Genomic DNA, 18,434 nt, shown 5'->3' with positions numbered 1-18,434 from the left:
ACTCAACTCCAGGAATTATTTTTTCGTGTGAATGTTTTTGTACTATCTTGTTCATAACCGTTCTGACTCAAACGATGAATGGACACAGAAAGTTCCCTGCCATCCCATGATAATAAATTATAGGATGGCGCTTCGCCGCGCAGTCTTGTTGACGTCGCAGTTCCAGCCGCCGTCACAATCAGCGGGTTTTGGGCTTTTTTGTAAAGCTCTGCGCGCGCCACATGCGCGTGACCGGTTAAAAGTACGTCCGCCCCGGCTTCGGCGAACCTGCTTAGGGCTCGTGCGGGTTGATTGATGACCGCCATGCCCGCGCGACCCGGACCTGGCAGCACAGGATGGTGAAAGGCAACCAGTTTTAGCTTGGAATGGCTGGAACTCCGCAGACGTTTGGTCGCGTCGTCAAGTTGTCGAGAAGACAGTCGGCCAAGAGACCAGTCAAAAGTCAGGTTTGCGCGTCGTGCGGAATTCAACCCGATCACGAATGCTTCACCGATGTTTATGGCTGGGTTGAGTTCCGAATGAATATGCTGCCGGTAACGCCCCCAAGGGTCAACAAATCGACGTCCGAGATTGTAAACAGGCGTGTCATGATTGCCCGGCACGACAAGCGCGGGAACGTCAAAGCGGTCCAGATATGCTGCGGCCTGGCGGAATTCATCTTTGCGTCCAGCCTGTGTCAGATCGCCTGTAACAACGAGCCCGTCTATGCCAGCGGCGTTAATATGCACGGCCAGCGCCTCGACGGCGGCAGGGTCGACGGCGCCGAAATGGATATCGGAAATGTGTGCCAGGCGGGTCATATTTTGTAAACGTTAATAGATGAGAAAAGAGCCTGAAAACAACCGGTTGATCAACATTGCCGCTTTGCGGCAAACGCCTATATAAACACCGTCTGCGCCGGAAAGTTGCACCAGCGGCGCTATCTTTTGAACAGGAGACGGCATGTCTGGCTTTTTGATTACTATCGGCATCATCGTTGTTCTGGCGATATTCGTCATTACAATTTACAACCGGATCGTCGCGCTTTCTCAGCGCACGGAACAGGCTTTCGCCGATGTGGACGTCCAGTTGCGGCAGCGGCATGACCTTATTCCCAATCTTGTCGAGACGGTAAAAGGCTACGCCAGCCACGAAAAAGAAACGCTGGATGCAGTGATTACGGCGCGAAACGCTGCGCAAGCGGCGAGTGGTCCTGCGGCGCAAGGTCAGGCTGAGGGTATGTTGGGCGCAGCCCTCGGCAAGCTTTTCGCACTCGCCGAAGCTTATCCGGACTTAAAGGCAAATGAAAACTTTATGGAATTGCAGCGTGAGCTTTCCGATGTCGAAAATAAAATCGCCGCTGCGCGCCGGTTCTTTAATAATGCTGTTCAGGAATATAACACATCCATCAAACAGGTGCCGGGAAATCTCGTAGCGCCACTTGGGAGTTTCAGCGAGAAGGAATATTTCGAAATTCCCGAAAGCAGCCGGGCTGAGGTTGAAGCAGCGCCCGAAGTCAAGTTTTAAGGCTGGTTGCGCGCTGGAAGCTTTTTGCGACTTGCAGAGGAATGCTTCCATGATATGGCGTTCGAGATGAAAATGCTTGGCGTTATTGGCGGCGTAAGTCCGGAATCGACAGCTCTATATTATCGCTTGCTGAATGAAGCTGCACGAGAAAAACTGGGTGGTGAGCATTCAGCCAACCTGATGATTTATGCCCTCGACTATGGCGTCATGATCAAGCATTACAATGCGCGTGATTGGAATGCTTTCACGGCAGAGGTCGTAGCCGGAGCTGAAAGGCTCGCTGCCGCCGGCGTTCAAGCGATCGTCATCAGCTCGAACACCACGCACATAGCAGCTGAAGCGGTGGCCGAAAGAACGGGCTTGCCGGTTCTACACATGCTCGATGCGCTGGGAGAAGCAATGACGCGTGCTGGCGTAAACAAGCCCTTGCTTATGGGCACCCCGGTCGTGATGGGAGAGGCGCACTATCGCAGCGAGCTTACAAAAAGATATGCCGGGAACGTGCTGGTTCCTACAGAAGCGCAGCAACTTGAAGTGGGCCGGATAATCCTGGATGAACTTGTCAATGGCGTGGTGCGAAGTGCTTCACGTGCGGCGTTGTTGGAAATCATTGCTAACTCTGGCGCTGACAGTGTCATTCTTGGCTGCACTGAACTATGTATGATTTTAAGCGCAGACCATTGTGATATCCCCGTTTTCGACACCACGGCTTTGCATGTTAAGGCTGCAAGCCAATACGCTTTCAGTGAGGCGTAGATGATGGGCGCGTTCGGCCTGCAAACCCATATCTGGAACAACAATCTGAAATCCATCCTGTTGCTTGCCGGGTTTCCGGTGCTGTTGCTGCTATTAAGTTTTGGGTTGTCGGTCGGCTATGTCGGCTTGGTGGAACCGGTGAATGGGGTTGGCGAGGGACTGACCCTCGCGATTGAACACTTGAGCCGCATCTGGCCATTCGCGTTTTTAGGGGCGGGGCTATGGTTTTTTTTCGCCTGGATGTTCCATCAGAAAATTATCGAGGCGTCAGTCGGCGCAAAGGGTTTGTCACGCAAAGAAGCGCCTGAGCTTTATAATCTTCTCGAGAATTTATGCATCTCGCGGGGTCTCGCAACGCCAAAACTCAATATCATCGAATCGCCATCACTGAATGCGTTTGCGAGTGGCGTCAGCGATAAAACATACAAAGTGACCGTTACGCGTGGTCTGATTGAAACTCTGGACAGAGATGAGCTTGAAGCAGTGCTGGCGCATGAGTTGACGCACATCATGAACCGGGACGTACGTTTATTGATTATTGCGGTTATATTCGTCGGTATTTTCTCATTCTTCGGAGAACTCCTCTTTCGCAATATGTTCCGTACGGGCTTGCGTGTCGGCGGGCACACGCGATCGCGAAATGGCGATAGCCGGGGCGGCGGGGTTCTCATTCTGATTGCCATCGCAATGATTGTCATTGCTTACTTATTGGCTTTGGTGATCAGGTTTGCACTGTCTCAACGGCGTGAATATCTTGCCGATGCGGGAGCAGTGGAACTAACCCGTAATCCGAACGCCATGATCTCAGCATTGAAGAAGATTTCAGGCCGCGCCCGGATCGATGCGCCAAACGACATTCAACAAATGATGGTTGAAAACACGCAACCCTTTGCCGGTGTCTTTGCCACGCACCCGCCAATTGACAAGCGCATAGAAGCGCTCGTCAATTTTGCGGGTGGAAAACAGTAAGCTTTAATCGAACAGGCGGTACTGCGCACGAATTGAAATCCGTGCATCTGGCGCCTCGTCCGTGGCGCCGATGGCGCCGTTCAGGTTGATTCGCAGGCTGTCGTTCACAGCGTAGGAGCCGCCAAACAGGAATGACCCGACAGTCGCAGTCGATGTTTGTGTCCGCCGCAGCGTTGTAACCGGATCCTCAAAAATAAGGGCGTTAGTCATTGGGTCGCGGTCTTGCACGCGCGGCGTATCGGGATCGCCGTCATCCGGCAACAAAACCGGCTCGCTTGTAATAAACTCAAAGTCAGTTGAGGACCGGAAGAAATAGCTCTGGTCATAACCGAAGTTCAGGGACAAGCGCTCATTAAGCGAAAGCCCGACGCCGATGCTCGTTCGCAAAGCATCGCCAGGATCGAACTCTTGCAACGTTTGCCGTATTAGGGTCGTGCCTGCTTGCATGCCTGGGAATGTATCAACCAGCACCTGGTTAGGTGAGGTTGGCATGTTCATCTGATATCCGATATTCGCATAAAGCGATGCAGGATCGCTCGCGAGGATAAAGGTCAAGCTAGGTTCAACAGTCCAGAACCCGGAACCGACCGCCAATTCAGTTTCGATGCCTGAATTAAGGTTGCGATCGACTTCAAACGGACCTTCGCCTGTTGGCGCCTTTACCCTGACGTTCGCAACTGTGTATGGAAACTTCACGCCATTATTGAGCTGGTAGTGAAGGCCGATTTCAGCATCGCCCCAACCATATCCGCCGATATCGCGGGTCGTGGCCGTCGTATCGTCAATAGCGACGCCGGTTACGCGGTCTTTTCGAGAGACGTATGAAAAGCGTCCGTCAATTTCCATTCGGTTGGTCAGACCATAACGGAAACCAAGGCTCTCCGTCAGCGCACGCCTGTCACTGTCTGTCGCCTCGATCGCGCCGATCAGGACAGCGTCGACGATTTCAATTCCCTGGAAGAAGAAGCGATTGTCTGACGTTACTGTGTGATCGATAGCAGGTTCGAGATATAGCGAGCCCTTGGGGGTTAGAATGCCGCCAATGTCAGAGAATATCGCCAGATAGGGACGTTCGTTCTCGTCTTCCGGGCGCACGCCGACTTCTTGGGGAAGCGCTTCATTTTGTGGATCGTTGTTCTGTCCGCCGCTCGTCGTGTTGCTAGCAACGCGGGTCGGTTGCGGCGTTGACGATTGCGATTGGGCCTGACTTTGCGCAGTGCTGGATTGTTGTGCAGTGTTGTTTGCAGTTTTTGCCGGCGCCTGTTGAGGCGGCGTCGATGGCGCCGCCGCAACGCGGGTTTGTGCAACAGGAGCTGCGCCCGGCACGGCCAGCGTATCGCCAACGCGGAGAGGGTAGGGCGCGCGCAGATTGTTTGCTTCCGCAAGTGCGGCGACTGTCGTGTTATTTCGGCGGGCAATCGCGCTAAGCGTATCGCCGGACTGAACGCGATATGAACCGCCCATTCCAGCCGCCGCCATAGCTGGGGACTGGCCCATAGCCGTCATTGCGGCATTCAGGGCTTGTAACTGCTGTGCCTGCGCTTCGATCAACGCATTTTGCTTTTCAATCAGCTCTTCGGCTTCATCGAGCCGGATTGTCTGCAAAGCAACGATATCTTTGAGATAGACGAGATCTTCTTCAACTGACGGCTTGGGGAGGATTTGCGTGCCGCCAGCCGGCGTATCGCTAACCGAAGGGTCCTGATTTGCATAAGCTGAGCCAGCGACCGTTCCAGCAAAAACGATAGCGGCTGCATTGCATAACAACTTTACTTTCATATTCTCCCCCATGGGCGTTTAGCATCCATCGATCAGCGCTTTTACGTCTATGCAAACCTGATGGTAAGCGGCGTCGAAGTCATCACCTTTAATGCTTTTTTTCAAAGTGTGGAACGTGCCTCTAGACCGGCCCGTCAGTGCGGCCGCCTTAGTGACGTTTCCATCGCTTATATGCAATGCCCTCATCATGACAAAACGGCTTACAAGGTTCTTTGCATCGTCGATATCGAACACAGTATTTTCCACAGTCGCCGAACTGCAGTCATGATCGAACACGATATGCTCGGGTAGAATTTTCCCATCAATGGCATGTACGACAGCACGTGCGAGGACGTTACGTAATTCACGAACGTTGCCTGGATAGGCGTGGGTAAGAAGCTTATCCGAAGCTTTCGGAGATAGCGTAATCTTCCTGTCTTGAGCCTTCGCGTAGCTGGCGACGAACGATTCGGCGATTTCAGCCGCGTCATGTGCGCGGGCGCGTAGCGGCGGCACGTCAATGGACAGGACATTGATTCGATAATACAGGTCGCGACGAAACTTCTTTTCCTGAACATGCTGGCTTAACGGTACGTTCGTCGCTGAAATCAAACGGAAGTCGGTTTTTGTCGCTGATTTTCCGCCGACTTTTGTGACGAGGCCGTCTTCCAGAACGCGCAGTAGGTGTGTCTGAATCGAAAGCGGCATTTCACCGATCTCGTCGAGAAACAAGACACCGCCATTCGCGAGCGAAATCGCCCCTTCGCGTTCGGCGATAGCGCCTGTAAATGCGCCTCGAGAGTGGCCGAACAGTTCTGATGCGGCAAGGGTTTCAGGTACTGCGCCAGCATTTAAAGGAGAAAAGGGATCTGAACCGCGTCGGCTTTGCGTATGAAGGTGGCGCGCAACCAGTTCCTTGCCGACACCCGTCTCTCCGGTGATTAGCACCGGCGCGTCATTGTCGGCATAAAGAGCGATAGTTTCGCGCAGCTTTTCGGCTGCGGCGCTCGATCCAATGATCGGGCCGGGTTCCGGACGCCGGGCGGTGTTCCGGTTCTTTCGCTCGGAAGACACTTTTTTCAGGTTGATAAAGCTCGATTGACGCGCACCGGAACCGGGGGCGTCCGAATAGCCGTTTCCTGACGGCGAATAGACAGAATGGGAAAAACCCGCATTCGGGAATTCGCTGTCGAATGTAGAATTTCGGCCTTGGCCGTCGTGATCGTTATCGTCCATTCGCTTCCCCCAAAGCATGCAGGCGCGTCAAATGCAGAACGGGATTTTGGAAAGCAGGCTTAAGTTTTCGCCTCTAAAAGAGGCGGGTCCCACAGCCACCCGCGCCGCCCACCAGCGACAACGTATTTTCCCACACCACAACAACGCTTTTGCGTTCGGGCAAGCTAGAACAATGCCCGGAATAATCAACAAGAATCCCGCTGTTGAGCAAAAATAGTCGGCTATTTTCGCCATTTTTTCTTCCTTGGATTGTACCCGAAGGGAGAGCACACGCGTTCGGCTTAAAACCTTCTTCTAGTTTTCGTTTTGAGACTGAGTGAGCAAGTAGCGCGCCATGTCTTCGCGGCTTGCCAATTCAACATATTCAGGCGCCGTGCAGCCTGACGTTGCGTCATTTATCGGCGGCAAGCATTTGATAAATTTGCCAATTCTGCTCTGAACCTCAGAAACCCTCGAATAAAACTCATGTTTCGCATCCTCGTTACGAGAGGTTTGGTTAGATGAGAGCGAGGCAGTGGTCAGCGGATCTTCGGCGCCAGTCCACGAAATGCTGCCGAAAAAGAACTCTTTACTGATCGGATCGCAGCCCGCTGGGCGCTGTATAACAATATGATATTCTTCGGTGTTCGCTTCTTGGGTGGGGGGAAGATGCAGTTCAAAGGAGGCGCGAAACGGTGTCGCTTGAAGCCGGGTTTCGCCCTTTTTGCGCCAATAGGTTTTCAGTGGGCAATAACCGCGCTTTGAGCGAAGCGAGTAATCAAAAGCGAACAGTACGTTTTCTCTGCTACGGTCAACACTGCGCCAGAGCTCGGCATATTCGCCCTTTTCGTTCAGCAAGAAGCTCGAACTTTCTCGCAGTTTCCCGGTGTCGCCGTCTTCATCACTGATCTTGGCGAGATCAATATCACTGGCTTCAACGCGTTTTGTTTCTGTTTCCGGTTCGAAGTCCTGCCGGATTAAGTCGCGAGTGAACGGCGTCGAATTGTCAATCTGGAACTCACGAACTTGCGGCGGCGGTGTTTCGTCCGGTCGCGCGTACTCCATGTAGAACGACCACGGCAAACTATCCTCCGCGCGGGCCCAATAGGAGAGAAGACGCCGCCATGACGGATAGAAAACTTCGTTTAGCCTGTCAGTTTCACGATCTGACGAGAAAAGGTCCAGGATCACTTCGGCGCGTTGCGCCGCGCCATCAGCATTGGAACTCGCCGATTCGATTCCGTGCGTGTGAATGCCGATAACTTCTCCTGCTGCATTGATGATCGGGCTTCCACTGCTGCCGCCAGCCGTAGAGAGGCGATGAATAATCAGATTCGCAGTGACCGGATTTTGGGCCTCGGCGACATTATCGAGCGGCGGCGTTATGGCGGAAATCACCCCGCGTTCAATTCTGGGAATCGCAGAATCGGGGGCAAAACCGTCATCAAGGGTGTCGTAGGGATAACCAATAACGGCGATTGGCGCGCCTGGCTCAAGACCGAGAAGATGGTCTTCAGGCGCCAAACTGAAGTTTGGACCCAACAGATTTTCGCCAGTCTCGGCATCGGCGCTATCGACCGTTATGAATGCAGCGTCAAAGGCCAAATCGCGCAAAGGCGCTGCCTGAGGCGCATAGATGGAAGAGTTTTTCCGGATAGGCTGATAATCCTCCACCAGGGTTCGAAACGCACCGTAGCCAGCATGCAACCGAACGGTTTGCACTTTCATCGCAACCTTCGTGCTTCTGTTAAGGATATAAACTGAGGCGTTTTCATCTTGCAGCGGCAACTCGCTGGCGACGTGAGCTGCGGTGACCAGCAAGCCTTTGTCTCTATCGAGGACAAAAGCCGTCCCACGCGCTGATCCATTGACGACGATGAGATAGACCGAAGACTGCGCAGAAGAGAGCGTTTCAGGCGAAATAATAGCTGAAAGCGCGGCGTCCGCCTTTTCATTCGCGCGTTGAATATCTTCCTGAAGGGTATTCGTTGCCGAACGCAGGCGGCGAATTTCCGCATATCGCGCGGTTTCAATACTGATGAACAAGGCGATGCCGGCGATGATAACAATCGCTGTCAGGTATCGACCCAATACACCGCCTAGTTGATTTTCCCCCATTGACCTGTTCCTGAAACCACCATTTCCCCAAGACCTTGCAACCTTAAAGCCAGAATTAAACGCCGGAATTGAAGCAGGTGCAATTGGGCGTCTGACAACGTATCCGGTTGATCCAAAGCGGTGGTCAAACAAGGTGTTACCAACACCTGCTCCTGATCGATGCATTAACGAAGCGGGCGCCTAGCGGACTCAACACTTGGCTGACAGACTGAACACAATTGTGCGTTGCAAAAAGATGGTTTTTGCCCCTGAACCGTACTGAATATGCGCCTCTAAGACAGCATTTACCGAATGTTAACCATTGGAGCTCGTGTGCCGTCACGGACTGGCACGGTCGTTGCAAATAGTTAATGCGTTGGGGGGGACACGTACTCCCAGCTGTGTGATCGCGCTCTACTCCAAGGAGTACCGGAGAGGGCGGGACGCACATTGTTAGTTGAAACTCAAAGTGGGAGACGACAAGTGAAATTGAAGCTTTTAACAACGATCGCAGCTTCTGCGTTGCTCGTTTCGGCAGGTAGTGCATGGGCGCAACCTTCCGAGTCTGGCATTGGCGATCAGGAGACCGGCGACGGCGATCAGTCCAACACGACTGACGACGACGTTGTTGATGCTGACATTCTCAGCAACAACCTGAACGACAATACATCCAACAGCAACAACGACAGCTCGAACAACTCAGACAACTCGGTCAATGACTCGGGTAATGCTGACGTTGATGCGTTCCAGGGTGACGATGCTGACGGCATCGACGCTGACATTCAGGACAACAACAACGATAATTCGGACAACTCGGATAATTCCGACAATTCGACGAATGACTCGAACAACGCCGATGTAGACGCCTTCACAGGCGACGACAGCGACGTTATTGATGTTGACGATTCTGGCAACGACAACTCAGACAATTCGGACAATTCCGACAACTCTGATAACTCTGACAACTCCATCAACGACTCCGGCAATGCTGATGTCGACGCTTTCTCTGGCGACGGATCAGACAATGACGGTCTCGATGTAGACGTTCAGGACAACGGCAACGACAATTCGGACAACTCGGACAATTCCGATAATTCGATCAACGACTCCGGCAATGCCGATGTTGACGCCTTCACAGGCGACGACAGCGATGTTCTCGACGTTGACGTAGCCGACAGCGGCAATGACAACTCGGATAACTCGGATAACTCCGATAATTCCGACAACTCAGATAATTCGATCAACGATTCGGGTAATCTGGACCTTGCTGTCGACGCTAGCGACGACAACTCGTCAGGCGATAACGGCTCGACCGCAAACGACGGTTCTGTAGCTGTTACTTCAAATGACAATTCGGACAGCTCCACGAATGATTCGGGCAACACCGAAGCTTTCACGGGCGACGACTCTGATGTGCTCGATCTTGACGTTTCCGACAGCGGCAACGACAACTCGGACAACTCGGACAACTCCGATAACTCGATCAACGACTCGGGTAACACGGACCTGAACATTCAGGATTCGGGCAACGACAATTCGGACAACTCCGATAACTCTGATAACTCGATCAACGATTCGGGCAACATCAGCGATTCGGGTAACACCGACGTTGCGGTTGACGCCAGCGACAACAACGCTGCTGACAACCAGTCATCTGCTGCAAACGACGGCTCTGTAGCCGTTACTGCAAACGACAATTCAGATAACTCGGACAATTCCGACAACTCTACGAACGACTCGAACAACGTCGAAGCGTTCACTGGCGAGGACAGCGATGTTCTCGATCTGGATGTCAATGACAGCGGAAACGACAATTCCAGCGCCGACAACGGTTCTGCGAATAACGGTTCGTCAATCGACAACTCCGACAACTCCGACAACTCTGATAACTCAGACAATTCAGACAACTCGGACAACTCGGACAACTCGATCAATGATTCGGGCAATACCGACATTGCAGTTGACGCTAGTGACGAAGCATCTTCCGGCGACAATGGCGCATCGGCCAATGACGGCTCGGTCGCTATTTCTTCGGATAGCTCCGACAATTCGGATAACTCCGATAACTCGGATAACTCGATCAACGACTCAGGCAACACTGACGTCAACGTTGAAATCGATGCTTCCGACAACAACTCGACCGGCGACGGCGGTGCTGTTGCTAACGACAGCGGTTCTGTCACGATCGACAACTCTGACAACTCGAACAACTCAGACAACTCGGTCAACGATTCAAACAACGTTACGCTTGAGTTGCGGATCGGTGATGTTCAGCTGAACTCAACTGAGCTGTCTTCTTCTGTCAGCAACGTCAACATGGGTACCATCCCTGGTTCTGGCCCTGTCTCAACAGGCAACATCAACAACCAGACGATGAACAACAACCGTGGCTTGACCATCAACAACAGCAATACCGGCAACGGCACGTTCTCGAACTCGCAGAACGTGAATATCGGTACTGTGAACAACAACTAGTACGGTTCTTTTACCGGCGGCGCTGCAGGGTTTCCTGCAGCGCCGTTATTAACAAACGATAACTTTCTGAATCAGGGTTTGATGAGTAATTTAGTAAAGATGGTTTGTGGGGCGCGTGTATTGGCGCTGTTACAAACTGAGTTAGGGGGACTGAAATGGGTATGAGCGCGTGGGGGTTTTTTATTACTCCCGTTCTTATCGCAGCTGATCCGACAATTGACGACGCAACGCGCGAAGAGCAGTTAGCGTCTCACATGATGTCTGCGCCCGCCGAGCTTCAAACTGATATTTTTGGTGATCTCGCCTCTCTTGATGAAACCGCAATGGCGTCTGCGTCAGGTGGTTCCCAAACTGCGATAGATATCGCCAATTTAGGCGCTAATGTCGGTGAAAATACCGGCACTGTTGAAGGCGTGACGACAAACAATTCCACCAACGGTCAAATCGCTAACAACATGATTAGCGACAATGGCGGCATCACGACCGTTTTCAACAACACAGGCAATGGCGTCGTTATGCAAAGCGTCGTCAACGTAAACATTTTCCTTGGCGCGGCAGGGCCTCAGTAAAGGACACGCATGGGGGAGACAGCGCGAAATAAACCCAACCGGTACGGCTGGCGCAGTCTTTTGGCGGCGCCGCTGATTTCGGCTTGTTTCGCAGCTTCTCTAGGCGCGCCTACGCCTGCACTTGCTAGCGACCTTCTTGTGAATTCTGGCGGCGCCATGGCGCGCATTAAAGTCGCCAGCATGGTGGAGCGAAAATTTTCGACTGTTGTACGCCAGCAATATGATTTCAGTTGCGGTTCGGCAGCGCTCGCAACGTTGCTGACACACCACTATCAACGTCCCACGACGGAAACGGATGCGTTCCAGGCTATGTGGGATGTTGGCGACCAGAACCGTATCCGGGAGTTGGGGTTTTCCCTGCTTGAGATGAAACGGTATCTTGAAAGCATCAATCTTAAAGCAGATGGTTTCAGCCTGACGCTCGACAGGGTCCAGGAAATCGGCGTTCCCGGAATCGCATTGGTCGATGTCCGCGGCTACAAGCACTTTGTCGTGGTCAAAGGAATTACGGACCGCGTCGTACTCGTCGGTGATCCATCAACGGGCGTCACTTCGATGCCGCGCCACATTTTTGAAGAGCGTTGGGATGGAACGATCCTGTTTATCCGGTCGGAAGTGCTGGTCGGTAAGGCCAACTTCAACCGTGTTGCTGACTGGCGTTTGACGCCAACCTCACCATACGACCGGGCCAGGGATGATGAATCGTTGCAATCGCTTCATTTACATCAAACCCGCCCGTCTTTTTCTGGAATTTCTATTGGAACGCTCGTGGAGAGCCCATAATGATGAATTTGAAAAAAACATTTTCGATTACAGGAGCAATCAGTCTGGCAGCATTTAACACTGCTATGGCTGAAACGATGGACGCCGTTGAGGATGATTTATTCTCCGGTGATCTTCTGGAATTAAATGAAGCACCGCTTTCTTCTACAGAATTGAGCGAAGCACGCGGCGGGTTTCAGGTTGGCGGATTTGTTTTCAATATCGGCGTGACCGTAACGCCCCCGAGCATCAATCCGCTTCCAAACGGTCCCTTTGGCGATAGCGGCAGCGTTTTTGGCGATGATGGCGGTCCTTTTGGCGAAGGCGGCGTTTTTGGTGACGATGGCGGGCCAATTGATGATGGCGGCGTATTCGGTCCAGGCGGCGTATTTGGCAATGACGGTCCTTCTGCCGGTGCAGGTCAACAGTCCGCCCCGGCAACAACCGGATCAAATAGTACCCAATCAACGCCGCCACCGGCTAATAATCCTCAGCCTGCTGCTTCCTCCACGCAGCAAGCAGCAACGACTAATACCCCCAGCCAACCACCAGTAGTAACAACAACGGTAACGCCAACAACAACGCAGCCAACGCCAAATGCGCCTGCACCAGCAACTGTGGCTGCGACACCAGAACCTAGTCAGACTGTTTCGAATCAAACTGCACCGACAACACAACTTCCTACCGACGCTGGCGTAATCACGGTTGTTGAAAATACAGTGCCGGCAACAAACACGGCGCCAAGTACTGGAGCCACTGATACTACGACTGTAGCTTCTGCATCTGGCGGTTCTGCTCAAACCAGCACGCCAGTGAACAACACCCCAACCACAAGCATCAATGATGGAATGGCCTACGGAGCCAATCCAAAGCCCCAGAACGATCCATCACCATCAGGCGGACAGGAAACAATCACTGTTGCCGATAATTCTGCACCATCTGGCGGTAACTCTAATAATTTTGATGGGGGCGAAATCTACAGCCAATATAGCGTGGAAACAAAAACACCGACCCCGCAAACTGGGCAAAGCGAGTCAAGCATGTCTGCTACTCTTGCCCAGGTGACTGATCCGGAAGTTATTCAACGGGTTGGCACACAAGGGATTTTGACAGTGTTGAACAACACGCTTGATAATCAAGTCATCAAAACACAAGTAGACGTAAATGTAACAGTGCCGAATTTTGTGCATCAGATGGGCGTGAACCGGGCGGCTGCATTAACCTCATACGCTGCTGTTCAACACGTTATTCTCGGCGGAATTAACTAACGTCTCGGAGAGCCTTCAACTTTATTTCTAAACGCTTTCTGACTTGGCTGGCTGTGCTTTCGCCAGCCCTTTATCCGTTTTCATGACCTTGTCCCAAAAACGGAAGTAAAGCCCATAGTTGGCGTTATAGTCCGTGTGATGAAGGTTGTGGTGTGTGGCGGAAATAATATGCTTTCCCACGGCGCTGCGAACAAGTTTTTGAGGCAGGATTTCCCAGCCGGCGTGATTGGTAATTGCCGCGACGGTCATTACCACAAGCAGGAAAGCGACAGCGCCGATATGTATCGGAATAAAGAAAGTCGCCAACGGCAGCGGCCATGCACTAATGATTGATTCCCATGGGTGAAAGGAAAATCCCGCCCACGGTGTTGGGTGTCGGGACCGATGATGCGCGAGGTGCACGGCGCGAAACAGTTTGGGATCATGCATCGCGCGGTGGGTCCAATAGAAGTACGTGTCGTGAATTACAAGATAAATTAATATTGAGAATGGTATCCAAGCCCACGCAAACACAGAATCTATATTGGTGTAGATTTGTGTGCCGCCCGCTTTGTACGCTTCGATAACGACCGTTCCGGGCGCAGCATAAATCAAGGACGACAACAGCGACATCTTGATTTCGAAAGCTACAGTGTCCCGCGTTGGTCGTTTCTCCGACAATCGCACCGCATGAACTTTTTCCTCGGGTCGCCCCCATAGCAACCAGTAAAAAAGCCCCGCAATGACAAAATAACGAGCCCAGATGAGCACAGTCAAAGCACCATACGTTGCGGCGAATCCGCCAAGCGTATCGATATTGAAGAAATTCATGCGCTATGATCGTCCATAATCTGCTAATCTGCCATAGTTGCCAGCATGACGCGAGATCGGGAGTTCATGTCACAAACGAATATTGCAATAGTCGGCGGCGGACTGGCGGGCGGTCTAGTGGCGCTGGCATTGCGGAAAGCCCGGCCTGAAATCAACATCAAGTTAATAGAGGCTGGCAGCAAGCTTGGCGGCGCCCATACTTGGTCTTTCCATGGTCCCGATCTTAGTGATGAGGGGCATGCTCTTGTTAAACCGCTAATCAGCTATCTATGGCGTGAACAGCAGGTCCGGTTTCCGGCGCATTCAAGGCAGCTATCCACACAGTATAATTCGATCACGTCAGAAAAGTTTCATACGGTGATAATGGAATCCCTAAAGGGCTGCGTTGAGTTAAATCGTGCTGTCACCATGGTTTTGCCACAACGTGTCGGGTTTCAGGATGGGAATGACCTGGACGCAGATGCAGTCATTGATTGCAGAGGAGGTCAACGAAGCGCTCATATACAGCTTGGCTACCAGAAATTTATCGGACAAGTGGTTGAGCTAACAACACCGCATCGGCTTGACTGTCCGATCATCATGGATGCGACAGTGCCGCAGGTTGATGGCTATCGCTTTTTATACGTTTTGCCGTTTGATGAGAGCACCGCGCTGATAGAAGACACACGATATTCAGACGGGCCAAGCCTCGCCGAAAAAGATTTGCGCCAAGCCATTACAGACTATGCGCAAACCAATGGTTGGAGGATTAAAAATATCCTGCGCGAAGAAAAAGGGGTCCTGCCGATAGCCCTTGCTGGCGATATTGAAGGGTTCTGGAATGAACCTGGGCCGGACCTTGCGGGCCTAGTTCCACGCGCTGGTATGCGCGCAGGGCTTTTTCACCCATTGACCGGGTATTCCTTACCGGATGCGGCGGCCCTCGCGCTTAAGATCGCACACGCGAAGGATCTGTCTGCAACATCGCTTTATGAGCTGACAAAGACGTTCTCGCTGGAAATGTGGCGTAAACGTTCGTTTTATCGCCTTTTATCGCGAATGCTTTTCCGCGCGGCCGCGCCAGACCAGCGCTATCGAGTACTCGAGAGATTTTATAAGCTTCCGCAAGGTCTGATAGAGAGGTTTTATGCAGGAGGGTCGACCGTGTCCGATAAATTGCGCGTCCTTGCAGGCAAACCTCCCGTACCTATCTCTAGTGCGATTAAAGTGTTGAGTGAATCAAGCGTGTTTGAAACCGAAACAAAAAGAGTGAGTCCATGAAAAAGGCCGCAGTGATTGGTTCAGGATTTGGCGGTCTGGCGCTGGCGATCCGCTTGCAGTCGGCAGGAGTGCAAACAACGCTCTATGAAAAACGCGACATGCCAGGCGGACGAGCTTATGTGTTTCGCAAAGACGGCTTCACGTTTGATGCAGGTCCCACGGTCATCACCGATCCTTCAGCGCTGGAAGAATTATTCGCGCTATCGGGCCGGAAACTGTCTGACTACGTCGAGATGATCAATGTCGATCCATTTTACCGGCTGTGCTGGGAGGATGGTTACTCGTTTGATTACTGCAGCGATGAAACGCGCCTTTATGACCAAATAGAACAGAAGAACCCTGACGATCTTGAGGGCTACAAAAAATTCTACGAGTTTTCGGAAGCCGTATTCCGTGAAGGCTATGAAAAGCTTGGCGCCGTCCCGTTTTTGAATTTCTGGTCCATGGTGCGTGTGGCGCCGCAACTGACACAGTTGCAAAGTTTCCGGAGCGTTTACGGTAGATTGTCTGATTTTATCAAAGACCCGCAATTGCGTCAGGCGTTTAGCTTTCACACGTTGCTAGTGGGGGGCGATCCATTCAAAACATCGTCAATCTACGCATTGATACATGCGCTTGAACGCAAGTGGGGCGTCTGGTTTCCACGTGGCGGGACCGGCGCCCTTGTATCAGGTCTGGCAAGGCTTTTTAGCGATCTGGGTGGCGTTATACGCCTGAACGCGCCAGTAAACGAAATCACAACGCACGATGGCCGGGTTGAAGAAATAATTTTGGAAAATGGCGTCCGTGAACGTTTTGATATGATCGCGTCGAACGCTGATATCGTCCATACCTACGATACATTACTGCGGAATGACAGGCGCGGTCAGTCAAAAGGGCGATCTCTAAAAAAGAAACGATTTTCAAACTCATTGTTTGTGGCGTATTTCGGACTGAAAAATAACCACAAACATAAACACTTGGCGCATCATTCAATATTATTCGGGCCAAGGTATAGGGAGTTGATTTCAGAAATTTTTTCTGGTCCTGACCTGCCTGATGATTTTTCACTTTATCTGCACATGCCGACAAAAACCGACCCGAAGCTGGCTCCTGAAGGGTGTTCTGCATTTTATGCACTTGCGCCCGTGCCAAATCTGGAAAAGGCAGATATCGATTGGTCAGCTGAGGGACCGAAATACCGGGATCGAATCTTTGACTATCTGGAGAAGCGTTACATTCCGGATCTGCGTGCTGATCTGGTGACAAGCCATATCTTCACGCCTGCTGACTTTGAAACCCACTTGAACGCACATGCCGGGTCTGCCTTTTCAATTGAGCCTATTCTGACCCAGTCAGCATTTTTCCGTATCCACAACCGTGATGACAAGATTCCTAATCTCTATTTTGTTGGCGCTGGAACTCATCCGGGAGCAGGCGTTCCTGGAGTTGTGGGTTCCGCCAAAGCGACAGCCGGACTCATGCTTGAAGACGTTTTTGCATCTCCGAAAGCTGCGCAGTGACAAGTATGCAACTCAACGAAAGCGCGCTTGCGTCACACGGCGCGCAGACGATCGCCAAGGGCTCAAAAAGTTTTGCAATCGCCTCGCTATTGTTTGGAAAAGCAATGCAGTCCGATGTGCATATGCTTTATGCATGGTGCCGGTATTGCGATGATGTGATCGATGGCCAAGAGCTGGGCGGTGATGCGCCGGACAGAACATTGTCCCGAAAAGAAATGGCTGAACGGCTTGATGAGTTGCGCGCTAAAACAAGGACGGCCTTTAGCGGTGATCTTACCGGTACGCCGGCTTTTGATGGGTTTTCGCTTGTTGCCCGGCGTCATGACTTGCCTGAGCGGTACCCGCTTGATTTGCTTGATGGGTTTGCAAACGATGTTGACCAGCGAGAGTTTACTTCGTTCGATGACTTGATGGAATATTGCTACGGCGTTGCTGGCGTCGTCGGGATCATGATGGCTATTATAATGGGCGTGAGTAAGGACGATGGTGAAGTGCTTGATCGAGCTTGTGATCTTGGTCTTGCCTTTCAGCTTACAAACATTTGTCGAGACGTATTTGATGACGCCCGAGGCGGGCGTATTTATTTGCCCACTAGTTGGCTCGAAGCGGAAAACATTTCTGCCGACCCTTCCGCCATCATGCACGAAACCAACAGAGCAGGGCTTACGCGCGTCGTAAAACAAGTGTTGGCGATCGCAGATCGATATTATGACTCTGCCAGTGAAGGGGTGCGGTTTTTGCCGCTTCGTGCTTCTGCAGCGGTACTGGCAGCCCGAAATGTTTACCGTGATATCGGACGCAAAGTTGCTGCACGCGGTGAGGCGGCATGGGAGAACAGGACGGTGGTCTCAACGCACCGTAAAGTGTTTCTGGCTGTTTCTGGCGCAGCGTCCGGCGCAGTGCAATCTATCTCAAAAGGGTCAGCGCCCTTGACGGAACGCGGCGATCTCTGGCGACGTACTGTCATGGAGCGTGTGCGCTAAAACTTTCACTATCGGGTGCACGCAAAACCGCTGCTTCTTTCGCCTTGAGCAATGTCTTCAAATGTTTTGGAGATGGCGGAAAAATGAAGCCGAAAGAAACACACCCATCCTTGCTTTCTACAGCATGATGCAGCCGGTGCGCTTGTACGATCCGTGCAAGGTATCCTTTTTTCGGTCGCAGGCCGAAGTCTATGCGACGATGCACGAGGATATCGTGGAAGAAAAAATAGATCAGTCCATAACCCAGAATACCAAGCCCGGCAGCCATGGCGAGCGGATATCCATGCACGCCGAAATACATCAAGATCATCGACGGGACGGCGAAAAGGACGGCAAACCAGTCATTTTTTTCGAACGCACCCTCACGTGGTTCATGATGAGACCTGTGAAGGCTCCAAAGCCAGCCATGCATGACATACTTATGGGTTATCCACGCGACGATTTCCATCAGCAGGATAAAACCCGCAAAAACGAGAAAAAAAATCAATGCGCTCATTTTGGTAG

General features: G+C 52.1%; 17 protein-coding genes. 10 read left to right on the top strand and 7 right to left on the bottom strand.

Annotated elements, in window-relative coordinates; translation table 11 throughout:
• Positions 1-2: 2 nt before the first annotated feature.
• Positions 3-800, bottom strand: coding sequence for a metallophosphoesterase family protein (locus PUV54_RS16255; protein ID WP_274493393.1), 798 nt, complete (start codon positions 798-800; stop codon positions 3-5).
• 12 nt (positions 801-812) lie between these two features.
• Positions 813-944 (bottom strand): hypothetical protein, encoded by a 132-nt coding sequence (locus PUV54_RS16250; protein ID WP_274493392.1) that lies wholly within the window; start codon positions 942-944, stop codon positions 813-815.
• Between PUV54_RS16250 and PUV54_RS16245 the strand changes: the two genes are divergently transcribed.
• The 3 genes from PUV54_RS16245 to PUV54_RS16235 all read left to right on the top strand — a co-directional run bounded on the left by PUV54_RS16245 (position 943) and on the right by PUV54_RS16235 (position 3,231).
• Positions 943-1,506: a LemA family protein gene (locus PUV54_RS16245; RefSeq protein ID WP_274493391.1), complete on the top strand. Its 564-nt coding sequence runs from the start codon at positions 943-945 to the stop codon at positions 1,504-1,506. The genes PUV54_RS16250 and PUV54_RS16245 overlap by 2 nt on opposite strands.
• Positions 1,507-1,572: 66 nt before the next feature.
• Positions 1,573-2,262: an aspartate/glutamate racemase family protein gene (locus PUV54_RS16240; RefSeq protein ID WP_274493390.1), complete on the top strand. Its 690-nt coding sequence runs from the start codon at positions 1,573-1,575 to the stop codon at positions 2,260-2,262.
• Positions 2,263-3,231, top strand: coding sequence for a M48 family metallopeptidase (locus tag PUV54_RS16235; RefSeq protein ID WP_274493389.1), 969 nt, complete (start codon positions 2,263-2,265; stop codon positions 3,229-3,231).
• Between the two features lie 3 nt (positions 3,232-3,234).
• On the opposite strand, the gene PUV54_RS16230 is transcribed toward PUV54_RS16235, so the two are convergent.
• The 3 genes from PUV54_RS16230 to PUV54_RS16220 all read right to left on the bottom strand — a co-directional run bounded on the left by PUV54_RS16230 (position 3,235) and on the right by PUV54_RS16220 (position 8,322).
• Positions 3,235-5,010 (bottom strand): LysM peptidoglycan-binding domain-containing protein, encoded by a 1,776-nt coding sequence (locus PUV54_RS16230; protein ID WP_274493388.1) that lies wholly within the window; start codon positions 5,008-5,010, stop codon positions 3,235-3,237.
• Between the two features lie 18 nt (positions 5,011-5,028).
• Positions 5,029-6,225 carry a sigma 54-interacting transcriptional regulator gene (locus PUV54_RS16225; RefSeq protein ID WP_274493387.1) on the bottom strand — a complete coding sequence of 399 codons (1,197 nt, stop codon included), beginning with the start codon at positions 6,223-6,225 and terminating at the stop codon, positions 5,029-5,031.
• Positions 6,226-6,519: 294 nt separating this feature from the next.
• Positions 6,520-8,322, bottom strand: coding sequence for a trypsin-like serine peptidase (locus PUV54_RS16220; RefSeq protein WP_274493386.1), 1,803 nt, complete (start codon positions 8,320-8,322; stop codon positions 6,520-6,522).
• 462 nt (positions 8,323-8,784) lie between these two features.
• Here PUV54_RS16220 and PUV54_RS16215 point away from each other — a divergent pair, with 462 nt between their 5' ends.
• The 4 genes from PUV54_RS16215 (at position 8,785) to PUV54_RS16200 (ending at position 13,375) form a co-directional block, all read left to right on the top strand.
• On the top strand, positions 8,785-10,776 hold the full coding sequence (locus tag PUV54_RS16215) for a hypothetical protein (RefSeq protein WP_274493385.1): 1,992 nt from the start codon (positions 8,785-8,787) through the stop codon (positions 10,774-10,776).
• Between the two features lie 155 nt (positions 10,777-10,931).
• The gene (locus PUV54_RS16210; RefSeq protein WP_274493384.1) at positions 10,932-11,345 is read left to right on the top strand and encodes a hypothetical protein; all 414 of its coding nucleotides are present in this window, start codon (positions 10,932-10,934) and stop codon (positions 11,343-11,345) included.
• 9 nt (positions 11,346-11,354) lie between these two features.
• Entirely contained in the window at positions 11,355-12,128 is a 774-nt protein-coding gene (locus PUV54_RS16205; protein ID WP_274493383.1) for a C39 family peptidase, read from the top strand.
• On the top strand, positions 12,128-13,375 hold the full coding sequence (locus PUV54_RS16200; RefSeq protein ID WP_274493382.1) for a hypothetical protein: 1,248 nt from the start codon (positions 12,128-12,130) through the stop codon (positions 13,373-13,375). The genes PUV54_RS16205 and PUV54_RS16200 overlap by 1 nt, the downstream gene beginning before the upstream one ends.
• A gap of 27 nt (positions 13,376-13,402) precedes the next feature.
• On the opposite strand, the gene PUV54_RS16195 is transcribed toward PUV54_RS16200, so the two are convergent.
• Positions 13,403-14,185: a sterol desaturase family protein gene (locus tag PUV54_RS16195; protein ID WP_274493381.1), complete on the bottom strand. Its 783-nt coding sequence runs from the start codon at positions 14,183-14,185 to the stop codon at positions 13,403-13,405.
• A 66-nt stretch (positions 14,186-14,251) separates the two neighbouring features.
• Between PUV54_RS16195 and crtY the strand changes: the two genes are divergently transcribed.
• From crtY to PUV54_RS16180, 3 genes are read left to right on the top strand one after another with little or no spacing between them, the layout of a single operon-like run.
• Positions 14,252-15,445, top strand: a complete 1,194-nt coding sequence (gene crtY / locus PUV54_RS16190) for a lycopene beta-cyclase CrtY (protein ID WP_274493380.1) — start codon at positions 14,252-14,254, stop codon at positions 15,443-15,445.
• The gene (locus tag PUV54_RS16185) at positions 15,442-16,947 is read left to right on the top strand and encodes a phytoene desaturase (protein WP_274493379.1); all 1,506 of its coding nucleotides are present in this window, start codon (positions 15,442-15,444) and stop codon (positions 16,945-16,947) included. The genes crtY and PUV54_RS16185 overlap by 4 nt, the downstream gene beginning before the upstream one ends.
• Before the next feature lie 5 nt (positions 16,948-16,952).
• On the top strand, positions 16,953-17,930 hold the full coding sequence (locus PUV54_RS16180) for a phytoene/squalene synthase family protein (RefSeq protein WP_274493378.1): 978 nt from the start codon (positions 16,953-16,955) through the stop codon (positions 17,928-17,930).
• On the opposite strand, the gene PUV54_RS16175 is transcribed toward PUV54_RS16180, so the two are convergent.
• A complete protein-coding gene (locus PUV54_RS16175) occupies positions 17,911-18,426 on the bottom strand; it encodes a sterol desaturase family protein (protein WP_274493377.1) in 516 nt (171 codons plus the stop codon). The genes PUV54_RS16180 and PUV54_RS16175 overlap by 20 nt on opposite strands.
• Between the last annotated feature and the right edge of the window lie 8 nt (positions 18,427-18,434).

Origin of the sequence: Hyphococcus flavus, assembly GCF_028748065.1 — a bacterium.
Taxonomy (GTDB): Bacteria; Pseudomonadota; Alphaproteobacteria; order Caulobacterales; family Parvularculaceae; genus Hyphococcus; species Hyphococcus flavus.
The sequence above is the reverse complement of the archived record's forward strand: the minus strand, read 5'-3'. Positions and strand labels throughout refer to the sequence as shown.

Bases quoted from the DNA above. Each gene is read 5' to 3' on its own strand.
- PUV54_RS16205 (WP_274493383.1), top strand. From the start codon at position 11,355: ATGGGGGAGACAGCGCGAAATAAACCCAACCGGTACGGCTGGCGCAGT.
- PUV54_RS16250 (WP_274493392.1), bottom strand. From the start codon at position 944: ATGCCGTCTCCTGTTCAAAAGATAGCGCCGCTGGTGCAACTTTCCGGC.
- PUV54_RS16240 (WP_274493390.1), top strand. From the start codon at position 1,573: ATGAAAATGCTTGGCGTTATTGGCGGCGTAAGTCCGGAATCGACAGCT.
- PUV54_RS16195 (WP_274493381.1), bottom strand. From the start codon at position 14,185: ATGAATTTCTTCAATATCGATACGCTTGGCGGATTCGCCGCAACGTAT.
- PUV54_RS16255 (WP_274493393.1), bottom strand. From the start codon at position 800: ATGACCCGCCTGGCACACATTTCCGATATCCATTTCGGCGCCGTCGAC.
- PUV54_RS16180 (WP_274493378.1), top strand. From the start codon at position 16,953: ATGCAACTCAACGAAAGCGCGCTTGCGTCACACGGCGCGCAGACGATC.
- PUV54_RS16220 (WP_274493386.1), bottom strand. From the start codon at position 8,322: ATGGGGGAAAATCAACTAGGCGGTGTATTGGGTCGATACCTGACAGCG.
- PUV54_RS16230 (WP_274493388.1), bottom strand. From the start codon at position 5,010: ATGAAAGTAAAGTTGTTATGCAATGCAGCCGCTATCGTTTTTGCTGGA.
- PUV54_RS16210 (WP_274493384.1), top strand. From the start codon at position 10,932: ATGGGTATGAGCGCGTGGGGGTTTTTTATTACTCCCGTTCTTATCGCA.
- PUV54_RS16185 (WP_274493379.1), top strand. From the start codon at position 15,442: ATGAAAAAGGCCGCAGTGATTGGTTCAGGATTTGGCGGTCTGGCGCTG.
- PUV54_RS16245 (WP_274493391.1), top strand. From the start codon at position 943: ATGTCTGGCTTTTTGATTACTATCGGCATCATCGTTGTTCTGGCGATA.
- PUV54_RS16225 (WP_274493387.1), bottom strand. From the start codon at position 6,225: ATGGACGATAACGATCACGACGGCCAAGGCCGAAATTCTACATTCGAC.
- PUV54_RS16200 (WP_274493382.1), top strand. From the start codon at position 12,128: ATGATGAATTTGAAAAAAACATTTTCGATTACAGGAGCAATCAGTCTG.
- crtY (WP_274493380.1), top strand. From the start codon at position 14,252: ATGTCACAAACGAATATTGCAATAGTCGGCGGCGGACTGGCGGGCGGT.
- PUV54_RS16235 (WP_274493389.1), top strand. From the start codon at position 2,263: ATGATGGGCGCGTTCGGCCTGCAAACCCATATCTGGAACAACAATCTG.
- PUV54_RS16175 (WP_274493377.1), bottom strand. From the start codon at position 18,426: ATGAGCGCATTGATTTTTTTTCTCGTTTTTGCGGGTTTTATCCTGCTG.